We start from the raw sequence: 18,606 nt of genomic DNA, 5'->3' as shown, positions 1-18,606 counted from the left end.
ATGATGATACCTGAGTAAATTAGTCAAGCACTATATGTGTGTGGTGGGTGAGGAACAGATGATTGAAATTACCGAGACGGCACAAGCGCATTTCGGCAAACTGCTGGAGAAGCAGGCAGAAGATACTCGTATTCGAGTGTTTGTTGTGAACCCAGGCACCCCAAATGCAGAATGCGGCGTTTCATACTGCCCGGCAGAAGCGGTTGAAGAGGATGATCTGCACTTCGATTACCCGCTATTTAAAGTGGTGGTTGACGAGCAGAGTGCGCCTTTTCTTGAAGAAGCGTCTATTGATTTTGTGACTGACAATCTGGGCTCTCAGTTAACCCTGAAAGCACCCAACGCACGCATGCGTAAGGTTTCAGATGACGCACCTCTGATTGAACGTGTTGAATATATTCTGCAATCTAAGATCAACCCGCAGCTAGCCAATCATGGCGGCAAGGTCACACTGATTGAAATCACCGAAGACGGTTATGCCATCCTGCAGTTTGGTGGCGGCTGTAATGGTTGTTCCATGGTGGACGTAACACTCAAAGAAGGTATCGAGAAAGAAATGCTGGAAACCTTTGCAGGCGAATTGAAAGGTGTGCGTGACGCAACCGAACACCAGCACGGCGAGCACTCGTACTACTAAATGCTGTGAGTAAGACATATCGAGAAACGGGCTATCTGAAACCAGATAGCCCGTTTTTTATGCTCTTAACGCTAGCAGCCTGATTGCCAGCAGAACGGTTTATTTTCGTTCCGCCAATCTCGCATCAGCATCCAGCCCAGCGAAACACCTCGCGCAGCCATAAACAGCAACATGGCAATCCAAAGTGCATCATTGCCCTGCGATTGCATCAACCACCAGGTTGGGAAAAATACACCCAGCGTGCAAAGCAGCATGCTGTTTCTCATCGCTTTGCCCAGGGTGGCCCCAACAAATAAGCCGTCGAGCCAGAAGCACCAGGTGCCTACCAGCGGTAACCAAACCAGATAGGGTAAGTATTGGGTGGCGGTCTCTCGCACCGATTCAATATCAGTGAGTCGATGAATAATCTGTTCACCAAACAATCCGAATATCAAGGTCAACGCAATTCCCAGCAACGCGCTCCAAATCCCAGTCAACCAAAGGATTTCAACGGCTTTATGACGTTTGGCCTGCCCCAAAGCGCGACCGAACAGCGCCTCTGCAGCGTAGGCAAATCCATCCAGGCCATAGGAAGCCAGCATCAAGAAGTTCAGCAGTACCGCATTGGCAGCAATGATGTTGTCACCAAGGCGTGCGCCCTGAAATGTCAGAAATGCGAAGCAAAGCTGCAACATTAAGGCACGGATAAAAATATCCCGATTCAACCCCAGCAACTGCTTAATCATCGGCAGGTCCGCCACCTGCTGCCAGGCGAGTTTGGGCATGCCGGTATGCCCCATCGCGCCGCGCAATAGCACCAGTGCCAGAACGAGGCCACTGTAATCGGCGATCACGCTGGCCAACGCGGCTCCGGAGACGCCCCACCCCAGAACAGGGACAAACAAAAGGTCCAACAGGATATTGACGATATTGGTCAGTAACAGCATGTACATGGGCGCACGTGCATTCTGCATGCCCAAAAACCACCCCATCAGCACCAGATTGGTCAATGCAGCGGGTGCGCTCCATATGCGGATATCAAAATACACGGTGGCGTAATGACGAACCTCTTCGCTACCACCACCCGCTAACCATAACGCGGCAGATTTTATTGGCCATTGCAGTAACAGCAGCGCGGTTGCCAACCCCAGCGCCAATAGCACTGCCTGCGCCAGTCGCTGCATCGACAACAGGTTGTCATTCGCACCATTGGCCTGGGCTACCAATCCCGTGGTGGACATTCGCAGAAATCCCAGTAGCCAGAACAGCAATGAAATAATCATCGCGCCCAGTGATACGCCACTCAGATAGTAACTCTGCTCCATATGGCCAATTACAAAGGTATCGACCAGGCCGAGTAGCGGCACAGAGATATTGGAGATCACCATAGGCAACGCCAACGCCAGTACGCGACGATGGCCCTGCCATTGAGTAAGCGGGTGCACTCTGTCAGTCCCTAGTCAGACTTAACGGTTAAAACGACTGACAATAACAGGCACTTCTTCGAGCAGTTGCTCAGTACTTACGGTAGGTATCGAGCCCGGCTCAGACTCGGGACGGAAGCGGGCATGCATCTGCCCGTTGGGATCCAGCAGTACCAGGCTGGCACTGTGGTCAACGGTGTAGTATTCGTTATCGGTGGAATCCACCATGGCGTACACCAGCCCCATGCGCTGGGTGAGTGGGAACAGTTCTTTGTGTTCCCCACTGACACCAAGGAACTCCGGATCAAAGTAACCGACATACTCTGCAAGCCGCTCTGCAGAATCGCGCTCTGGATCCGCACTTAACATCACCACCTGCAGGTTAGGTACCTGCTGTTTCAACTTGGGATAGACCTGAGTCAACTTGGCCATGGTGGTGGGGCAGATATCCGGACAAAAGGTATAGCCGAGGAACAGCAGCGTCCAATGGCCCTGTAGCGACGTATTGGTGAAGTCACTGCCCTGCTGATCTCTCAGCGTAAACTCAGGCAGCGTCTTCGACGGGGTAAACTGCTGAGCGCCCAGCTCAGGCTGTTTATTGATCTGCTGGTAACTCCACCAGCCGCCCGCAGCGGCAGCAACTAAAACGACAACAAAGACAATACGATAGATAACGGCCATGGCATTAATTCGATAGCAGGTAATGGTCTGCCAACAGAATAATAAACAGCAGCATCAGATGCACGATGGAATATTTAAAAGTTGCCATCGCGGTACCCATCTCACTGCGAAACTTCAGTTTCCAGGCGTAATAAAGGAACACCAGATTCAATGCGCTGCTACCCACCAGATACAAACCATGACTCATGCCTGTGAGATAAGGCAACAGGCAAACCAGCGTTAACAAAACGGTGTAGAGCAACACACAGGTTTTGGTGAACTCGATACCGTGGGTTACTGGCAGCATCGGCATATTAACCCGGGCGTAGTCATCGCGGCGATGGATCGCCAGCGCCCAGAAATGCGGAGGGGTCCAGGTAAACACAATCAGCACTAACAACAGTCCATGGGCATGCATTTCACCGGTCACTGCCGTCCAACCCAATAGCGGAGGCGCCGCACCTGCGATACCACCAATCACGATATTTTGCGGTGTGGCGCGTTTCAGGTAGAGGGTATAAACAAGGGCGTAACCCACGAGACTGAGCGCCGTCAGCCAGGCCGTCAGCATATTGACCCAAAGCGCCAGTACAGCGAATCCAGCAATAGAAATTAAAGTCGCAAAGCTAACGCAGCGTAGCGCAGTCAACTCGCCACGCACCAACGGGCGGTGACGGGTGCGCATCATGCGCGCATCTATCTCTCGATCCAACAAGTGATTGTAAGCAGCCGCGCCCGACGCCATCAAACCAATGCCTAACATGGCGGCAAATAGGGTAAATGCATTAGGCAAACTATCAGAGGCGAGGCAAGCCCCCACCAATGCTGTTAACAGTAACAGCATAACTACCTTGGGTTTTGTCACCTGGTAGTAGTCACGCCACCCCGCTTCTCCCATCAGCCACTGACGCCAGGATTGAGCAGGCGAGATCCCTACCGATTTCGTCACTGATTTATCCATCAACCCTTCTCCTATAACAATTGCGAAGGCACCTTCGCCAAATTGCGCAATGTTTGCGGCCTAACGTTTACACTTTGCGCTGCAATGCATAATTCGCTGCAACCACCAATGCCAATAAACAAGCGGCCACGGCGTTGTGTGCCACGGCAACAGCAAGTGGCAGACTCATCACCACATTGCTGATACCCAATCCAACCTGGACCAGCAAAACGGCAAACATCGCGACGGCAAGTCGTTTAAAGAATTTGCTACTGGCCTGCTGGAAAAGGCGCCAGCAAAGCCAAACCAGCATGGCCGTGACTACTAGCGCCCAAAAACGATGAAACACATGGATCGTCATGCGTTCGGAGTAGTTCAGCACCCCAAACTCGTAGTTTTCATGACCCGGCTGCCACAACTGAAACGCACCCAGATCCAACTTCTGCCACCAGTTACCCTCACAAATCGGCAACTCAGTACAAACCAGCGCGGCATAGTTTGTTGCGGTCCAACCGCCCAGCACGATTTGCAGCACCAGCGCCAATAACACCGATAGGCCCAATGCGGAAAAACGCCGCAGTTGAATATCCCCACCTGGGATATGCCAGTCGTGCAGTCGCATCGCCAACAGGATCAACAGGCAGAATGTGCTGAACCCGCCCAGCAGGTGTGCTAGCACAACCACAGGCATAAGGTTCATGGTGACGGTCCACATGCCCAGTGCAGCTTGAAATATCACCAAGGCCAATAACAAGATAGGAAGAGCAAACGGCGCCTCTATTTGCTGACTGCGCTTGCGCCACGCCATAAACGCCAATGCCGCTATCAACAGCCCTAACACACCGGCAACATAACGATGGATCATCTCGTTCCAGGCTTTTTGGGTTTCCAAGGGGCGTTCAGGGAATGCCTGCTCTAATTGCGCGGCCTTTGATTCATCTGGCACCAACAAGTGACCGTAACAGCCGGGCCAATCCGGGCAGCCCAAACCGGCATCCGTTAAACGGGTGTAGGCGCCCAGGGTTATCACAACCAAAGCCAAAACAGCAGACACCACAGTTAACGTCTTCATCCCACTACCCTATCTTGGAATTCTTCATCAGTTTGCGAAGGTCTTTGATCAGCGCCTGACTTTGCTGTGTTAATCCCTCCTCATCTTCGAAGGGATAGCGCAGTACCAGATTGCCCAGGGGATCGACCACAAACAGCGCATCCGAGAAGTACCGCTTATCCATCGACGTTATTTGTTGAAACTGCAGAGGAACCCCAACCGGTAACTTCCAGTTAGTAGGCTGACCCGTCCCCAAAGCGCGCAGTTGCGCTCTATCTTGTTTGCGTCCCAAAGCAAGCCAGACGTTTTCCAGGGTGTCGATGGACTGTTGGCAAAGCTCTCGACAAGGGCGATCAACAGTAAACACCACCAGCCAAGCGCCGGTAGAGTCACCACCACCTTTTTCATCGATGGTTTCGCCGGTGGCGATCAATTCGCCCTTGTTCAATACGCCACCTTCGTACCACCCCTGATTCAACACTAGGTAGGCCGCGGCAACCGGCAAAATGAAGGCTAGAAAGATCGCGATTAACGGCTTGCGATTCGGCTTTTTCGAGTTTGTTTTCGCGCTACTGCTCATAATGCTCTCTTGTTTTATGCTCTTTTGTTCTTCTGAGTCCCACGCTCAGCATGATGCAGGCAAATACCAGCGCCATGGTGAACCATTGAAATGCGTAGGCCTGATGCTTCTCGACGCTTACGGTGGTAACTGGCCACTGACGGGGAAAGCCGCCCTCAACTGACTCATCTAGCAACAACACGCCATTAACCAGGTCGCCAGCCTGCTCTTTGCTGACAAGCAGTGGCGAAAGTAATTGAGGGTCTAAACTTTGAACCCGAAGCGGCCATTGGTTTTGTAACGTTTGTTCAGCAAGCACCATCACTTGGGAGTCGAGCGAGCGAAGTCGCCCTTGAATTGTCGAAATGGCTGCCAACGCCTGTGGCAGTTGCTGGGATAAGTCAGGCAACTGATCACGGCTGAGTGGTGCGGCGACCCAGCCAAGATTGACCAATACCAGCTGATTGCTGTCGTGCAAGCGCAGAGGCACCAGCACCTGATACCCAACTCGCTTATTCCACATTCTGTTGTCGAGTAAAATCACCTGCTCTGCCTGCCAACTTCCAATTAATGCGAGTTGTGTACCTAGCAGCGGCTGAAGCGCTCTGGGCTCGCTGGGCAACGAAGCGTAGCTCAACACGCTTTCATCAGGCGCCAACGCTGCACGAGCCAGTAGCTGCTTTTTCTCGTCGGCTCGGCCCAGCTGCCAAGTGCCCAGCGCTACAAGCAGTGACAACACCGCGAGTGCAGGCAACGCCACGGTCCAGGTAAAGTTGAGTTGATAGCTGCCTCCCGGCAGGTCAAACTGATAGCTAGTCAAGGATCACCTCTGGTACAGCTATGTCGATGATTTTCAAAGGCATCATCCTCGTTTTATTGGGCTTTGTTGTTTTCAACCTGTTCAGTGGTCTCGCCGCCATGCTGAAACCAGAAAACAAACGCCCCATGTCTCACTTCCTTGGTAAACGGGTGTTTTTCTCCGCCGCCGTTATCGTTCTGCTCCTGCTATTAATGGCTTCGGGCTTGATTCCTATGAATCCGCGCCCCTACTGATCCCGCGTTATATGATGTAGACGAACACAAACAAGCAGAGCCAAACCACGTCCACAAAATGCCAATACCAGGCGCCAGCCTGAAAACCAAAATGCTGTTCAGCACTAAAATGCCCTTTGATAATTCGGAGCAGCAGAATGAACAGGATTAAGGTACCCAACGTCACATGCATGCCGTGGAAACCTGTTAACAGGAAGAAGGTATTGCCATAAATGCCCGCATCAAGTGTCAGCCCCATTTCTTGATAGGCGTGGATGTACTCCTCTACCTGCAAGAACAGGAAAATAACGCCGAGCAATACGGTCAGCGATAACATGCTGATGAGCTGTTTACGTTTGTTTTGCTCCAAACCGACATGAGCAAAATGCAATGTCACAGACGAGGTCAGCAGGATAATGGTGTTGTACAGAGGTAACCCCTGCCAGCCCATGGCTTGTGTTTCAGTACCGTCCGGCGTTTTTATCAGCGGCCATTGTGAAGTGAACTCGGGCCACAGAATGGCTGCAGTCATCGCGTTGTTTGATGAGCCGCCCAACCAGGGCACCGCAAAAATACGGGCATAAAACAGTGCGCCAAAAAACGCAGCAAAGAACATCACTTCAGAGAAGATGAACCAACTCATGCCTTGGCGAAATGATCTGTCCATCTGGTCGCTATAGAAGCCGGACATGGATTCATGGATGACGTTGCCAAACCAGCCAAACAGCATCACCACTAACATCACCAAACCTGCGAATAGAATCCACTTGCCCCAAGTCGCGTCTCCGGACATCTGCTGAACTGTGTATCCTGCGCCAACGGCAATAAGGCACAAAGCTATCGCACCCACAATCGGCCAAGGGCTTTGCTCTGGCACGTAATAGGCTGGCGTTTGTCCAGGTAGTGGCTCAGTCGCCATAGTTCCCCCTCATTAGCGGCTTGCCGCGGCCTGGCTGGCTGCGATCCCCGCTTCAGTGTCCGTAATGTCAAACAAGGTGTAAGACAAAGTGATAGTCGTCATCCCCTCTGGGAAGTCGGTATCAATGAAAAATCTCAGTGGTAGCGCCTTGGTTTCACCCGGCGCTAATGGCTGTTGGTTAAAGCAAAAACATTCTGTTTTGTGCAGATAGGTAGCAAGCGTGCCAGGAGATACAGAAGGCACCGCCTGCCCCACCATTGGCCGCCCCGTCAGGTTATGCACTTCGAACTCAGCCATGTGCATTTCGCCCGGATGTACCGACATGCGTTTTACTGTCGGTTTGAAACCCCAGGGCATCTCCCCTTGTGTCCGGGCAATAAACTCAATGGTCACCTTACGACTGGTATCTATCGTCGGTCCATCATAGACAGCGGCAACATCTGACGTGCGTCCGTTCAAACCTGTGATATCGCAGAAAACGTCATACAGCGGCACCAGGGCGAAAGCGAAACCAAACATGCCCAACACAGCAAAACCAAGCTTGATCAACAGTCGTCTGTGATCCGGCTTGTTTGGTTGGCTGTGGGGTCGTTCACTCATACCGTCTCGTTCTCGCCTTCTGTTATCCACTAACGCGAAATGCCTATTTCACCTCAGGCGGTGTGGTAAAGGTGTGGTAAGGCGCAGGTGATGGCACCGTCCACTCCAGACCTTCCGATCCTTCCCAAGGCTTAGCGGCAGCGGCTTCTCCACCTCTGACACACTTAATCACCAACCAAAGGAAAATCAGTTGTGATAAGCCGAAGGCAAAACCACCTATAGAAACGATCTGGTTGATATCTGCAAACTGCAAAGCGTAATCGGGAATGCGACGCGGCATGCCGGCCAAGCCCAGGAAATGCATGGGGAAGAACAGCACGTTGACCGAAATCAGCGAGCACCAAAAATGCATCTTACCTAGCCCTTCGTCATACATATGCCCGGTCCATTTCGGTAGCCAGTAATAGACCGCCGCCATAATCGAGAACACAGCGCCCGTGACCAGCACATAGTGGAAATGCGCCACCACAAAATAGGTGTCGTGATACTGAAAATCGACAGGCGTAATAGCCAGCATCAGGCCGCTGAAGCCACCAATGGTAAACAGGATCACAAAGGCAACGGCAAACAACATCGGCACCTCAAAGGTCAGTGCCCCCCGCCACATTGTCGCCACCCAATTAAAGACTTTGACCCCGGTCGGCACTGCAATCAGCATCGTGCAGTACATAAAGAAGAGCTGCCCGAACAGAGGCATTCCGGTTGTGAACATATGGTGAGCCCATACCAGGAAACTCAAGATGGCGATAGAAGCGGTGGCATAAACCATCGACGCGTAACCGAACAAGGGTTTGCGGCTAAACGCAGGGATAATCGCTGAGACCACGCCAAACGCCGGCAGGATCATGATGTAGACCTCTGGGTGGCCGAAGAACCAGAAAATATGCTGGAACATAACGGGGTCACCGCCACCTGCCGCATCAAAGAAGCTAGTACCAAAGTACTTATCGGTCAGAACCATGGTCACAGCACCTGCCAACACCGGCATAACGGCGATGAGTAAGAACGCGGTAATCAACCAGGTCCAGACAAACAGCGGCAGTTTCATCCAAGTCATGCCCGGCGCCCGCATGTTCACTATGGTTACGACCACATTGATAGCCCCCATAATGGAGCTGATCCCCATGATATGGACGGCAAAAACAAACAACGCGGTACTTTCCGGGCTGTAAGTCGTTGACAGTGGTGCATAGAAGGTCCAACCAAAATTGGGACCACCGCCTTCGGTAAATAGCGAGAACAGCAACATGCTGAAGGCAAAAGGCAGGATCCAGAAGCTCCAGTTGTTCATTCGCGGTAAGGCCATATCTGGCGCACCTATCATCATCGGAATCATCCAATTGGCCAAGCCGGTAAACGCTGGCATGACGGCACCGAATACCATGATTAAGCCGTGTACCGTGGTCATCTGATTAAAGAAGTTAGGGTCCACCAATTGCAGCCCTGGTTGAAACAGTTCTGCGCGGATCACCATCGCCATGGCGCCACCAACCAGGAACATGGCAAAACTGAACCAAAGGTAGAGGCTGCCGATGTCCTTGTGATTTGTGGTGAACAACCAGCGCTTGAGGCCTGTCGCTGGTCCGTGGTGGTGTTCGTGGCCGTCAACCGGCTCTGCTACGCTGCTCATAAGCTATATCCTCCGGTCAAATGGCACTTTTGATGCGGGCATCCACATCTTTGGGTTGAACCATCTGCCCGGTATCGTTGCCCCAGGCATTTCTTTCATAGGTGATCACGGCGGCTAACTCGCGCAGGCTCAACTGTTTGTCAAACGCCTGCATCGCAGTGCCTTTTTTGCCATGTATGACGATGTCGATGTGGCCGTTAATATCACCAATGGTTAGCGGGCTGCCTTTTAGCCCCGGGAATACACCTTTCAGGCCTTCACCATTTGGCTGATGGCACGCGGCACACGCTGCCAGATAGACCTTTTCACCTTCTGCCATCAACTCTTCCATAGACATACTCATAGCGAGCAGCTTTTGCTCTTCAGCTTTGGCTTGGGCTTGCTCAGCTTTCAGGTTGGTCAACCAAGCCCGATACTCAGTGTCTGGTTTAGCGATAACGACGATAGGCATAAAGCCATGATCCTTACCGCAGAGCTCGGCACATTGGCCTCGGTAAGTGCCAGGCTCATCAATTCTTGTCCACGCTTCGTTAATAAAGCCTGGATTGGCGTCTTTTTTAACCGCAAATTCTGGTACCCACCAGCTGTGGATAACGTCGTCAGAGGTCATCAGAAACCGCACTTTTTTACCGATTGGGAGTACTAACGGACGGTCAACTTCAAGCAGGTAGTTATCTGTTTTGGCTAACTTGTTTTCAATTTCTGCCCTGGGGGTAGCCAACAGACTGTAGTACTCGACGTCGTCATCTATGTATTTGTAGTGCCACTTCCACTGAGAACCTGTCACCAACACGGTAACGTCCGCTTCACTGGTGTCATCCATGTTCATCAGGACCTGGGTGGCCGGTATTGCCATACCGATTAAGATCAGTAGCGGCACAGCAGTCCAAAAGATTTCTACCTTGGTGCTTTCATGGAACTGGGCAGGCTTGACGCCTTTAGACTTGCGGTGATGGATGATCGACCAGAACATCACCCCGAAAACAATAAGACCAATAACACAGCAGATATAGAAAATGGTCATGTGGAGCTGGTAGACATCCTGGCTAACAGCCGTGACCCCTTTGGTCATATTCAGCGGCGTTTCCGCTGCGGCAGTAATTAGCGGCAGAAGGGCACCAACCCCAGCCGTTAGGCGTGTGGCAGTCCGTAACAAGAGGCTTCTCCTCGCACTTTTGAAACGCTCGTTTAGGAGCGTTTTCCCCAAAACCCCAGCAGCGGCTACTGTCCACGTTATGGTTTATTTTTTATCGCGGATGCAGCTGTCGGGCCTGAAGTAAGAATTGTTCATAATTCCTGAATCGTCTAAGAATTAATCAAAAAATTTGAAGGGGGCTGCAATTAGAAGTGACGATGAGAGATTGATCTAGGTCAAAAGCCTGGCGATGGCTATCAATCTCGATTTTATGCCTTAGGCAGATGTTTTAATTAGATAGATTAGTGGTAGCGGTAGTTTTAAGGCGCTTTGATATATGCCCTGATAGTTCTTATTGGCTGGAGTCAGCGTTGGGCGTACTTCCTATACACAGCGTGCCCTTTGGGTATCGCCGCTCCTGCGCGTTAGCATGCCCCGCGAAGTGTATTGGGTACCATGCGCCAGCGTTGGGCATACGACCGCCAAGGATGGCGGAAATGTCTAAAATGCAGGAGCAATTTTAGACCGTACTTCCTGTACATAAAAAAAGCCGCCTTGAAGGCGGCTTAGGTTGGAACACTGAAACTGTGGGGGATCAGTGGACCGACACACTTGCAACCATGGCAGCAGCGCGGGCAGCTGAAGACCATGGGGTTCCCGTATGGCAACGGCCTACGGGTCTGTGAAAGAGAAAGCTGTTGGTGTTGTAGCACTGCGCTTCGCTAATCAGTGCCTGCCATTGAGTTTCATCCAAAAGATCTGTCCAGCCGACAACGGCGCAACAATGATTAGAAGCCAAACCATTCATTACCGCGGCCATCAACTGACGATCACTGGTTGGATGCACCTGCAGCAGACGGCCTCCATCGACACCATTAGCGACCAGCCAATCTACGACCTGCTTATCTGGCGCCGCGACTAATACGACCCATTGATTACTTTTCTGACTGGCAAGAATACTGTTTAAAAGTGATTGATGTTGGCCTTCGACACTCACTAACTTGCTGGCACGTTCTGAGCGTTTCCAAGCACGAGACGTGTTGGCCTTAACCTCGGCTCTGACAAAACGGCGGCTGTACAGACTGGCTTGTTGAAACTGGCTCATAACCATTCTCCATTTCGAATAACGCCCACTGCCAGGCCCTCAATCGAGAGGCTCTCCGCACCCAGGTCTACTTTGATAGGTGAGTAGGCTTCATTTTCTGCATGCAGCAACACTTGGCGTCCATTCTGCTCGAACCGTTTCACGGTCACTTCGTCGTCACCGACACGAGCCACAACCACCTGACCATTATTCGCAGTGGTGGTTTTATGTACCGCCAGTAAGTCGCCTTCCAAAATTCCAATATCTTTCATACTGTCGCCATGGACGCGGAGTAGAAAATCCGCATTCGGACGAAACAGGTGAGGATCAACCTTGTAGTGAGCTTCAACATGCTCCTGCGCCAAGATTGGCGTACCCGCTGCAACCTGACCGATCAAAGGTAAGCCATCATCATTCGCTGCGGCTTCATCACCTTCCTGGGGTATCACTCGGATACCACGAGAAGTACCTGGCAATATCTCAATCAACCCTTTCTTGGCCAGCGCCTTCAAGTGCTCCTCAGCCGCATTGGCCGACTTGAAACCTAACCGACGAGCGATCTCAGCTCGCGTAGGCGGCATTCCGGTTGCTTCGATGTTGTCCTTAATCAAGGCCAGGATTTCCGCCTGGCGGGGCGTCAATGGGCGCATATCAATACCTGTTGTTTCATACAGTACACTGTGAGTATATACAGTAACTACTGTATGGCAAGTACAATCGCTGTTTTTTTGATCAGTATTTTCAGATTGGACAATCCATTGATTCATCATTCTTTTTTCAGTTCTGCTTTTGCAGTTCAGCAGAAACTACTGCAGACTGAGAACATCAAGGTCGATCCCTCACTGTTCGAATTGCATGCAAGAGTTGAACATCAGCCGCCTTCCCGACGATACAGGTTGGGAACTGGCGTTGACAGGAAAGTGGCTGCTTCAGCGCGGAGATACCCGCGTGGCCGAGCTGCTAAATGATCTCAAAACCAAAGTCGCGGCGGGCGAGCGCCTGACTTTTGTCGATGCGGGCATAGAGGAATGGAACAGCGCACTGGTTGTGCTGATAGAAAAGGTTCAAGGCTACGCCGATGAGCACGAACTCAAGGTCGACATCTCGTCCCTCCCCACAGGTGTAAGGCAACTCCGCGCACTCGCTGCCAGCCATCCCAAGCGCAAAGATATGTCCCGCAGGGACGAAGCCAAACCACCGTTTGTTGAACGGGTCGGCCTGGCAACATTGGCTTGGTGGAAAAGTACCCGAGTCAGCATGGCATTTATCGGTGAGTTGCTTTTTGCTGTGGGACGTATGCTCTCCGGCAAGACCAAGCTACGCTGGCGTGATGTCTATCTATGCATGGAAGATGCGGGCCCCAGCGCATTTCCGATTGTTGCTCTTATCAGTGTTTTGATCGGTATGATCCTGGCGTTTGTTGGTGCCGTTCAGCTGCAACAATTTGGTGCCTCTATATTTGTCGCGTCTCTGGTCGCCCTGGGTATGGCTCGCGAAATGGGTGCCATGATGACGGCCATTATTATGGCTGGCCGAACCGGTGCCAGTTACGCCGCTCAGTTGGGCAGTATGCAGGTTAACGAGGAGATAGATGCGCTGGAAACCATGGGCCTGAAGCCGATGGAATTTCTGGTGCTACCGCGCTTTATTGCGCTGCTCATCATGCTGCCGCTTTTAACCATCTTTTCAACAGTGCTGGGTATTGCTGGCGGCAGTTTGGTTGCGCTATTGATGTTGGATATAACCATTACCCAATACGTTGAGCAGATGACCTCAACGGTACCGCTACATCATTTCGTGATCGGGTTTGTGAAAAGCCTGCTGTTTGCGCTGGTTATCGCTGTTGCTGGCTGCATGAATGGTATCACCTGTGGTCGAAGCGCTACCGCGGTAGGTCAGGCAACCACTCGGGCCGTTGTAATGGCCATAGTATTTATTATCGTGGTGGATGCCGTCGTCACCATTATTACAACGGTACTCGGCATATGACCCAGGCGCATATTGAAGTTCGCGACCTCACCATGGCATACGGCAGCACGCTGATACAGCGCGATCTCGACTTCACCATTGGCCGTGGCGACATCTTTATCATCATGGGCGGCAGTGGCTGCGGCAAAAGCACCTTGATGAAGCATATGATCGGCCTGCTAACCCCGGCCAGAGGAGAGATCCTTTTTAATGGCGAGGCGATGTGGGAATGCGACTTCGCGTACCGCCAATCCATGGTGAAAAAGTTTGGTATCACCTATCAGTCTGGTGCACTTATCAGCTCTATGACCCTGGCTGAAAACATCGCCCTGCCATTGGAAACCTACACAGACCTGACCCCCTCAGATATTCGGGATGTAATTGCGCTCAAACTTGCTTTAGTAGGTTTGGCCGAGTTTGGTGAATATTACCCATCTGAAATCAGTGGTGGCATGCGCAAACGCGCAGCGCTTGCGCGTGCCATTGCGCTGGACCCGGAAGTGCTGTTTTTTGATGAACCTTCCGCCGGACTGGACCCGGTCAGCGCCCGACTGCTTGACGACCTGATCCTACAATTAAGGGACAGCCTGGGGGCCACCGTCGTCATGGTGACACATGAGCTTGCCAGTATCTTTGCTATTGGTACTAACTCGGTGTTTCTCGACCCAGAGACAAAAACCATGATCGCCCAAGGCGACCCAAATCAACTGTTAGCTGATTGCAACGACCCCAAGGTGCAGATGTTTTTGCGCCGGGGCGAATTATTAGAAGAGGCCTGATCTAATGGGACAAAATGCCAACGCGGCAAAAATAGGATTGTTTGTAGTAACGGCGTTAGCTCTGCTCGTAGCGGGCATTATTATGTTCAGTTCAGACCGCCTGTTCAGAACCTATGAGCGTTATCTAGTCGTGTTCCCGGGCTCCGTTCAGGGCTTGGTCAAAGGGTCTCCAGTCTCATTTCAGGGTGTCACCATCGGCGAAGTGGTTGATGTAAGGATCCACTATGCAACCAAGACCCGCCAGATCCTGGTCCCAGTGCTGGTCGATGTAAATTCTGACTTGTTGAACGAGTTTTTTGAGGGTGTCGCAGATAAAGATATGGAGCGTGCGACCCAAGGATTGAGAGCTAAGCTGGTGCCTCAAAGTTTAGTCACCGGTCGTTTGATGGTTCAGATCGAGTTTGAGCCCATGCAATCAGGCGAACTCCATCCAAGTAATCTCAAATACCCACAGATCCCAACCATGCCATCGGCCTTGGAAGTTGTTGGACAGGCATTTTCGTCAACCATGGAGAAGGTGGCCAAGCTACCGCTTGAAGATATCGCCAATAACCTCAACGCTATTCTGGAGCAAACCAGGCAGCTAACCGAAAGCCAAGGAGTGAAAGAGAGTCTTGCTGACTTGCATCACGCCAGCCGTGAACTCAATGTTTTGCTGGCGCAACTTAATAGGGATATGCCAGCATTAACAACGCAACTCTCGGGTACGTTAAGTACGTTTGAGCAAACAGCAAAGGATGTGTCAGGCCTAAGTAAAAGTGCGGAAGGCTTGGTTGCCGAAGGCCAAAAAACTATCGCACAGAGCACCGAAACACTCGCTAAGGTAGACGCCACCCTAGCCCAGGCCGAAGCGACGCTGCTGACCTATCAGTCTCTGGCAGATCATGACTCACAGCTTAAGCACTCTGCGGAACAAAGCCTACAACAGCTAAACGCCACACTGAAAAGTGCCAGAACATTAATCGACACCTTGCAGCGACGCCCCGAGTCCGTCGTTTTTGGTAAGTAGAGGGTGAGACCAGAGATGAAAGGAAGAAAGCCAATGTCAGGGTTTGCCAAGCATGCACTGACTGCAACATTACTTATCTCAACCATGCTAACCGGACTGACCGGTTGTAGTAGTTCGGTACCCACCAATTACTACCTGCTGAGCGCTGAAGCGTCAGAAGCAAAATTTACGAACCCTGAGCTGGCGTTGACTGTAGGTCCAGTTTATCTGGCGGATTACCTTAATCGTCAGGGCATGGTCTCCCGTGACAGCGATGTCGCCTACCAGATACATGACGATGAACTGTGGGCAGGACAACTCGATACCGAGATAGCGTTGATAGTGAAGCAGAATCTGGCCACGCTGACGGGCTCTGAGCACCTGCGTTCTTTTGGTGTCGTTGGCATGCAGCCGCAACACTCCATAAGAATTACAGTCGACCGATTTGATGCAAGCAGCGACGGTGCGGCCAGGCTTCAGGGAAGCTGGCAATTGCTATCAGCAACCCACCAAGAGCTAAAACATCAGGCCTTCTCATTCTCTGAGATCGCAGCAACGGGGACTGAAGGCAAAGTCCAGGCCTACAGCCAATTGTTACTGCAACTTAGCGAGCAAATCGCCAGCGCACTGGCCCAAATGCCGCTTGCGGAATGACGTAAGCCTGATTCAGACACAAGCCATCGGGGCGAATTTCTGCTATCTTCCGCCCCATCAACCTTATTCACAAGTTACTGAATTATCACTATGGCCGAGCGAAAGCGTTGGTATCACTCTTTGCTGGAGTGGCCTGTCCGTCTGCTGGTAAAAGGCACACCCATTCCCGAAAACCCCATCGAAGAGCATGGGCTTGTTCCTGAAAAGCCGGTTATCTATGTGCTGCAGGAAGATAGCGCCACAGATCGTGTCGCCCTTGCCCGCCGCTGTGCAGCGCTGGAGATGCCGGATCCATTTGAACCGGTAGAAATCAATGGTCGCCTGCAGTCTCGCATCATCTGTGTTGATCAAGCCAAAAGCTGGTTCAACAAAGAGGAAGCTGATCTGCCCTTCCGTAAGCAGGTATTGAGCTTACTTGAAGCCCACCGTCGTGATGAAGAGCTGGATGTTCAGCTGGTACCCACAGGAATCTACTGGGGACGCGCGCCAGGCCATGAAAAACCTTCTCTGCTGGCCGGATTAGGTGATAAAGGCTCACCCAACTGGTTCCGCAAAATGATCATGGTGCTGTTCCTTGGTCGCGATAGCTTTATCCGTTTCAGCAAACCCGTGTCACTGCGCCGTATGGCAAACGACTTTGGTATTGATGACCGCACTGCGCACCGCGTCGTTCGTGTCGCTCGCGTGCACTTCTATCGCCAGCGTTTGATGGTTACAGGCCCTCGCCTTGCAGACCGCCAGGCCATGTTCCAGCAATTGTTGACCACGCCCGCCATGCGCAAGGCGATCAATGATGAGGTGCAGGCCAAGGGTAAATCGGAACAAGCCGTCAAAGAGGAAGCGGTTAAGTACATGGACGAGATCGCTGCGAACTATTCCAGCAATCTGATCCGCATTCTCGACCGCTTTATGACCTGGCTGTGGAATCGCATCTATCGCGGTATCAAAGTTAATAATTCTGAAAAAGTCCGTAACCTGGCGCAATCAGGCCATGAACTGGTTTATGTGCCCTGCCACCGTAGCCACATGGACTACCTGCTACTTAGCTATGTGCTCTACTACGAAGGTTTGGTACCGCCGCATATCGCCGCGGGTATTAACCTGAATTTCTGGCCTGCGGGCCCCATTTTCCGCCGTGGTGGCGCGTTCTTTATGCGCCGCTCGTTCCGAGGCAACAAGCTCTACAGCACGGTATTCCGTGAGTATCTGGCCCTACTGTTCCAGAAAGGCTATTCGGTTGAATATTTCACCGAAGGCGGCCGCAGTCGTACTGGACGCCTGCTACCACCCAAAACCGGTATGCTGGCGATGACAGTACAGACACTGCTACGCGGTGGCTGTGAGCGCCCCATTACTTTAGTCCCCGTTTATCTGGGCTATGAACACGTAATGGAAATCGGCACCTATATGAAGGAACTTAAGGGCAAGCGTAAACAGAAAGAGAGCGCCTGGCAGGTACTCGGCGCCGTACGCAAGCTGCGTAACTTCGGTTTAGGCTATGTAAACTTTGGTGACCCTATTCCGCTCACCAGCTTTATGAACCAGCATGCACCTGAGTGGCGCGACTCTATCAATGAGTTGGAAGCACAAAAACCGAGCTGGCTGACCCCAACGGTTAATCAGCTCAGCCAGCGTGTGATGCGTGAAATTAACAACGCGGGTGCTCTTAATGCTATCAACCTGTGTGCGCTTACGCTGCTTTGTGCCGAGCAACGCTCGCTGAGCCGCAAAGCGCTTGAAGCACAAATCACTCTCTATCTGGCATTGGCGAAAGCTGTGCCCTATCACCCGCAATCAACCTTGCCTGAGGGTGACGCAAGCAGTTTGGTCACTCACGCTCTGGAGATGGACAAATTTGCAGTACAGGAAGATGGCTTGGGAGAGATCATCAGTCTCGAGGGTAAAAACGCGGTACTAATGACCTATTACCGCAACAACATTATCCATATGTTTGCCCTGCCCAGCCTGATCGCCTGTAACGTGCTGCGTCACCGTCAGATCAGCGTCGAATCACTTAAGCGAACGGTGTGCGAAGTCTATCCGATGCTGAAGGCCGAGCTGTTTATGGATTGGGATGATGAAGCACTGTCTTCCCAGTTTGAGCAGCAACTGACTGCACTTGAGCAGTTAGGGCTGTTGATCCGACAGGGCGAGCTGTTGCAGGTGCCTCCGCACCAATCCAGCAAGCGTAATCAGCTGATCTTGCTTGCTAACGTAATTCAGGAAACGCTGCAAAGATACTGCATTACGCTGGCTCAATTGACACGCAACCCAAGTTTGGAGCGTGGGCAGCTAGAGTCGAGCAGCCAGAAAATTGCAGAAAGACTCTCTGCTTTGCATGGCATCAGCGCCCCTGAGTTCTTTGATAAGAAGGTATTCTCGATCTTTATCTCATCACTGCGTGAGCAGGGATACATCGGTGAAGATGGTGATCACCAACGATTGTCATCACTGCATCAGCAACTGAGCATGTTGCTGGCAACCGAGATTGCACAAACCATTGAAGAAGCGGTGGCCTGATAGGTCACACACCGACTATCAATCACAAAAAAGGCTGCCTGTTATTG

At 51.8% G+C, this 18,606-nt stretch carries 19 protein-coding genes; 7 read left to right on the top strand and 12 right to left on the bottom strand.

The genetic code is table 11. The features are described from left to right. Positions 1 to 58 precede the first annotated feature (58 nt). Positions 59 to 637: a Fe-S biogenesis protein NfuA gene (nfuA, locus tag ABEA14_RS08580; protein WP_345339526.1), complete on the top strand. Its 579-nt coding sequence runs from the start codon at positions 59 to 61 to the stop codon at positions 635 to 637. 71 nt (positions 638 to 708) lie between these two features. On the opposite strand, the gene ABEA14_RS08575 is transcribed toward nfuA, so the two are convergent. From ABEA14_RS08575 to ABEA14_RS08550, 6 genes are all read right to left on the bottom strand, one after another. Continuing rightward, on the bottom strand, positions 709 to 2,061 hold the full coding sequence (locus ABEA14_RS08575; protein ID WP_345339525.1) for an MATE family efflux transporter: 1,353 nt from the start codon (positions 2,059 to 2,061) through the stop codon (positions 709 to 711). A 21-nt stretch (positions 2,062 to 2,082) separates the two neighbouring features. Further along, complete coding sequence (locus ABEA14_RS08570; RefSeq protein ID WP_345339524.1) at positions 2,083 to 2,721, bottom strand: SCO family protein; 639 nt, start codon at positions 2,719 to 2,721, stop codon at positions 2,083 to 2,085. A 4-nt stretch (positions 2,722 to 2,725) separates the two neighbouring features. Then, complete coding sequence (gene cyoE, locus ABEA14_RS08565; RefSeq protein WP_345339599.1) at positions 2,726 to 3,649, bottom strand: heme o synthase; 924 nt, start codon at positions 3,647 to 3,649, stop codon at positions 2,726 to 2,728. Positions 3,650 to 3,728: 79 nt separating this feature from the next. Next, the gene (locus ABEA14_RS08560) at positions 3,729 to 4,712 is read right to left on the bottom strand and encodes a COX15/CtaA family protein (protein ID WP_345339523.1); all 984 of its coding nucleotides are present in this window, start codon (positions 4,710 to 4,712) and stop codon (positions 3,729 to 3,731) included. Positions 4,713 to 4,716: 4 nt separating this feature from the next. Further along, positions 4,717 to 5,271, bottom strand: a complete 555-nt coding sequence (locus ABEA14_RS08555) for a hypothetical protein (RefSeq protein ID WP_345339522.1) — start codon at positions 5,269 to 5,271, stop codon at positions 4,717 to 4,719. Next, positions 5,261 to 6,070: an SURF1 family protein gene (locus tag ABEA14_RS08550; RefSeq protein WP_345339521.1), complete on the bottom strand. Its 810-nt coding sequence runs from the start codon at positions 6,068 to 6,070 to the stop codon at positions 5,261 to 5,263. The genes ABEA14_RS08555 and ABEA14_RS08550 overlap by 11 nt, the downstream gene beginning before the upstream one ends. A 20-nt stretch (positions 6,071 to 6,090) precedes the next feature. On the opposite strand from ABEA14_RS08550, the gene ABEA14_RS08545 reads away from it, so the two are divergent. Then, on the top strand, positions 6,091 to 6,303 hold the full coding sequence (locus ABEA14_RS08545; RefSeq protein ID WP_345339520.1) for a DUF2909 domain-containing protein: 213 nt from the start codon (positions 6,091 to 6,093) through the stop codon (positions 6,301 to 6,303). 7 nt (positions 6,304 to 6,310) lie between these two features. On the opposite strand, the gene ABEA14_RS08540 is transcribed toward ABEA14_RS08545, so the two are convergent. The 6 genes from ABEA14_RS08540 to lexA all read right to left on the bottom strand — a co-directional run bounded on the left by ABEA14_RS08540 (position 6,311) and on the right by lexA (position 12,300). Further along, the gene (locus tag ABEA14_RS08540) at positions 6,311 to 7,201 is read right to left on the bottom strand and encodes a cytochrome c oxidase subunit 3 (RefSeq protein WP_345339519.1); all 891 of its coding nucleotides are present in this window, start codon (positions 7,199 to 7,201) and stop codon (positions 6,311 to 6,313) included. A 12-nt stretch (positions 7,202 to 7,213) separates the two neighbouring features. Continuing rightward, positions 7,214 to 7,801 (bottom strand): cytochrome c oxidase assembly protein, encoded by a 588-nt coding sequence (locus tag ABEA14_RS08535; protein ID WP_345339518.1) that lies wholly within the window; start codon positions 7,799 to 7,801, stop codon positions 7,214 to 7,216. A gap of 43 nt (positions 7,802 to 7,844) precedes the next feature. Then, positions 7,845 to 9,431, bottom strand: coding sequence for a cytochrome c oxidase subunit I (gene ctaD / locus ABEA14_RS08530; RefSeq protein ID WP_345339517.1), 1,587 nt, complete (start codon positions 9,429 to 9,431; stop codon positions 7,845 to 7,847). Positions 9,432 to 9,447: 16 nt separating this feature from the next. Continuing rightward, positions 9,448 to 10,542: a cytochrome c oxidase subunit II gene (gene coxB, locus ABEA14_RS08525; protein ID WP_345339598.1), complete on the bottom strand. Its 1,095-nt coding sequence runs from the start codon at positions 10,540 to 10,542 to the stop codon at positions 9,448 to 9,450. A gap of 619 nt (positions 10,543 to 11,161) precedes the next feature. Further along, a complete protein-coding gene (locus tag ABEA14_RS08520) occupies positions 11,162 to 11,671 on the bottom strand; it encodes a hypothetical protein (protein ID WP_345339516.1) in 510 nt (169 codons plus the stop codon). Beyond that, entirely contained in the window at positions 11,668 to 12,300 is a 633-nt protein-coding gene (lexA, locus tag ABEA14_RS08515) for a transcriptional repressor LexA (RefSeq protein WP_345339515.1), read from the bottom strand. The genes ABEA14_RS08520 and lexA overlap by 4 nt, the downstream gene beginning before the upstream one ends. 205 nt (positions 12,301 to 12,505) lie before the next feature. Between lexA and ABEA14_RS08510 the strand changes: the two genes are divergently transcribed. The 5 genes from ABEA14_RS08510 to plsB all read left to right on the top strand — a co-directional run bounded on the left by ABEA14_RS08510 (position 12,506) and on the right by plsB (position 18,559). Beyond that, positions 12,506 to 13,639 carry an MlaE family ABC transporter permease gene (locus ABEA14_RS08510; protein WP_345339514.1) on the top strand — a complete coding sequence of 378 codons (1,134 nt, stop codon included), beginning with the start codon at positions 12,506 to 12,508 and terminating at the stop codon, positions 13,637 to 13,639. Further along, positions 13,636 to 14,397 (top strand): ABC transporter ATP-binding protein, encoded by a 762-nt coding sequence (locus tag ABEA14_RS08505; RefSeq protein ID WP_345339513.1) that lies wholly within the window; start codon positions 13,636 to 13,638, stop codon positions 14,395 to 14,397. Before ABEA14_RS08510 ends, ABEA14_RS08505 begins: the two co-directional genes overlap by 4 nt. A gap of 4 nt (positions 14,398 to 14,401) precedes the next feature. Then, a complete protein-coding gene (locus ABEA14_RS08500) occupies positions 14,402 to 15,406 on the top strand; it encodes an MlaD family protein (RefSeq protein ID WP_345339512.1) in 1,005 nt (334 codons plus the stop codon). Positions 15,407 to 15,421: 15 nt separating this feature from the next. After that, the gene (locus ABEA14_RS08495) at positions 15,422 to 16,039 is read left to right on the top strand and encodes a PqiC family protein (protein ID WP_345339511.1); all 618 of its coding nucleotides are present in this window, start codon (positions 15,422 to 15,424) and stop codon (positions 16,037 to 16,039) included. 90 nt (positions 16,040 to 16,129) lie between these two features. After that, a complete protein-coding gene (gene plsB, locus ABEA14_RS08490) occupies positions 16,130 to 18,559 on the top strand; it encodes a glycerol-3-phosphate 1-O-acyltransferase PlsB (RefSeq protein WP_345339510.1) in 2,430 nt (809 codons plus the stop codon). Positions 18,560 to 18,606 lie beyond the last annotated feature (47 nt).

Origin of the sequence: Corallincola platygyrae (assembly GCF_039544265.1) — a bacterium.
In the GTDB taxonomy this organism is placed as follows: Bacteria; Pseudomonadota; Gammaproteobacteria; order Enterobacterales; family Neiellaceae; genus Corallincola; species Corallincola platygyrae.
This window is presented reverse-complemented; position numbering and strand designations above follow the sequence as displayed.

Excerpts from the sequence above, each read along its gene's own strand:
- nfuA (WP_345339526.1), top strand. The coding sequence starts at position 59 with ATGATTGAAATTACCGAGACGGCACAAGCGCATTTCGGCAAACTGCTG.
- ABEA14_RS08570 (WP_345339524.1), bottom strand. The coding sequence starts at position 2,721 with ATGGCCGTTATCTATCGTATTGTCTTTGTTGTCGTTTTAGTTGCTGCC.
- ABEA14_RS08560 (WP_345339523.1), bottom strand. The coding sequence starts at position 4,712 with ATGAAGACGTTAACTGTGGTGTCTGCTGTTTTGGCTTTGGTTGTGATA.
- ABEA14_RS08555 (WP_345339522.1), bottom strand. The coding sequence starts at position 5,271 with ATGAGCAGTAGCGCGAAAACAAACTCGAAAAAGCCGAATCGCAAGCCG.
- ABEA14_RS08545 (WP_345339520.1), top strand. The coding sequence starts at position 6,091 with ATGTCGATGATTTTCAAAGGCATCATCCTCGTTTTATTGGGCTTTGTT.
- ABEA14_RS08540 (WP_345339519.1), bottom strand. The coding sequence starts at position 7,201 with ATGGCGACTGAGCCACTACCTGGACAAACGCCAGCCTATTACGTGCCA.
- ABEA14_RS08535 (WP_345339518.1), bottom strand. The coding sequence starts at position 7,801 with ATGAGTGAACGACCCCACAGCCAACCAAACAAGCCGGATCACAGACGA.
- ctaD (WP_345339517.1), bottom strand. The coding sequence starts at position 9,431 with ATGAGCAGCGTAGCAGAGCCGGTTGACGGCCACGAACACCACCACGGA.
- ABEA14_RS08520 (WP_345339516.1), bottom strand. The coding sequence starts at position 11,671 with ATGAGCCAGTTTCAACAAGCCAGTCTGTACAGCCGCCGTTTTGTCAGA.
- lexA (WP_345339515.1), bottom strand. The coding sequence starts at position 12,300 with ATGCGCCCATTGACGCCCCGCCAGGCGGAAATCCTGGCCTTGATTAAG.
- ABEA14_RS08510 (WP_345339514.1), top strand. The coding sequence starts at position 12,506 with ATGCAAGAGTTGAACATCAGCCGCCTTCCCGACGATACAGGTTGGGAA.
- ABEA14_RS08505 (WP_345339513.1), top strand. The coding sequence starts at position 13,636 with ATGACCCAGGCGCATATTGAAGTTCGCGACCTCACCATGGCATACGGC.
- ABEA14_RS08500 (WP_345339512.1), top strand. The coding sequence starts at position 14,402 with ATGGGACAAAATGCCAACGCGGCAAAAATAGGATTGTTTGTAGTAACG.
- ABEA14_RS08495 (WP_345339511.1), top strand. The coding sequence starts at position 15,422 with ATGAAAGGAAGAAAGCCAATGTCAGGGTTTGCCAAGCATGCACTGACT.
- plsB (WP_345339510.1), top strand. The coding sequence starts at position 16,130 with ATGGCCGAGCGAAAGCGTTGGTATCACTCTTTGCTGGAGTGGCCTGTC.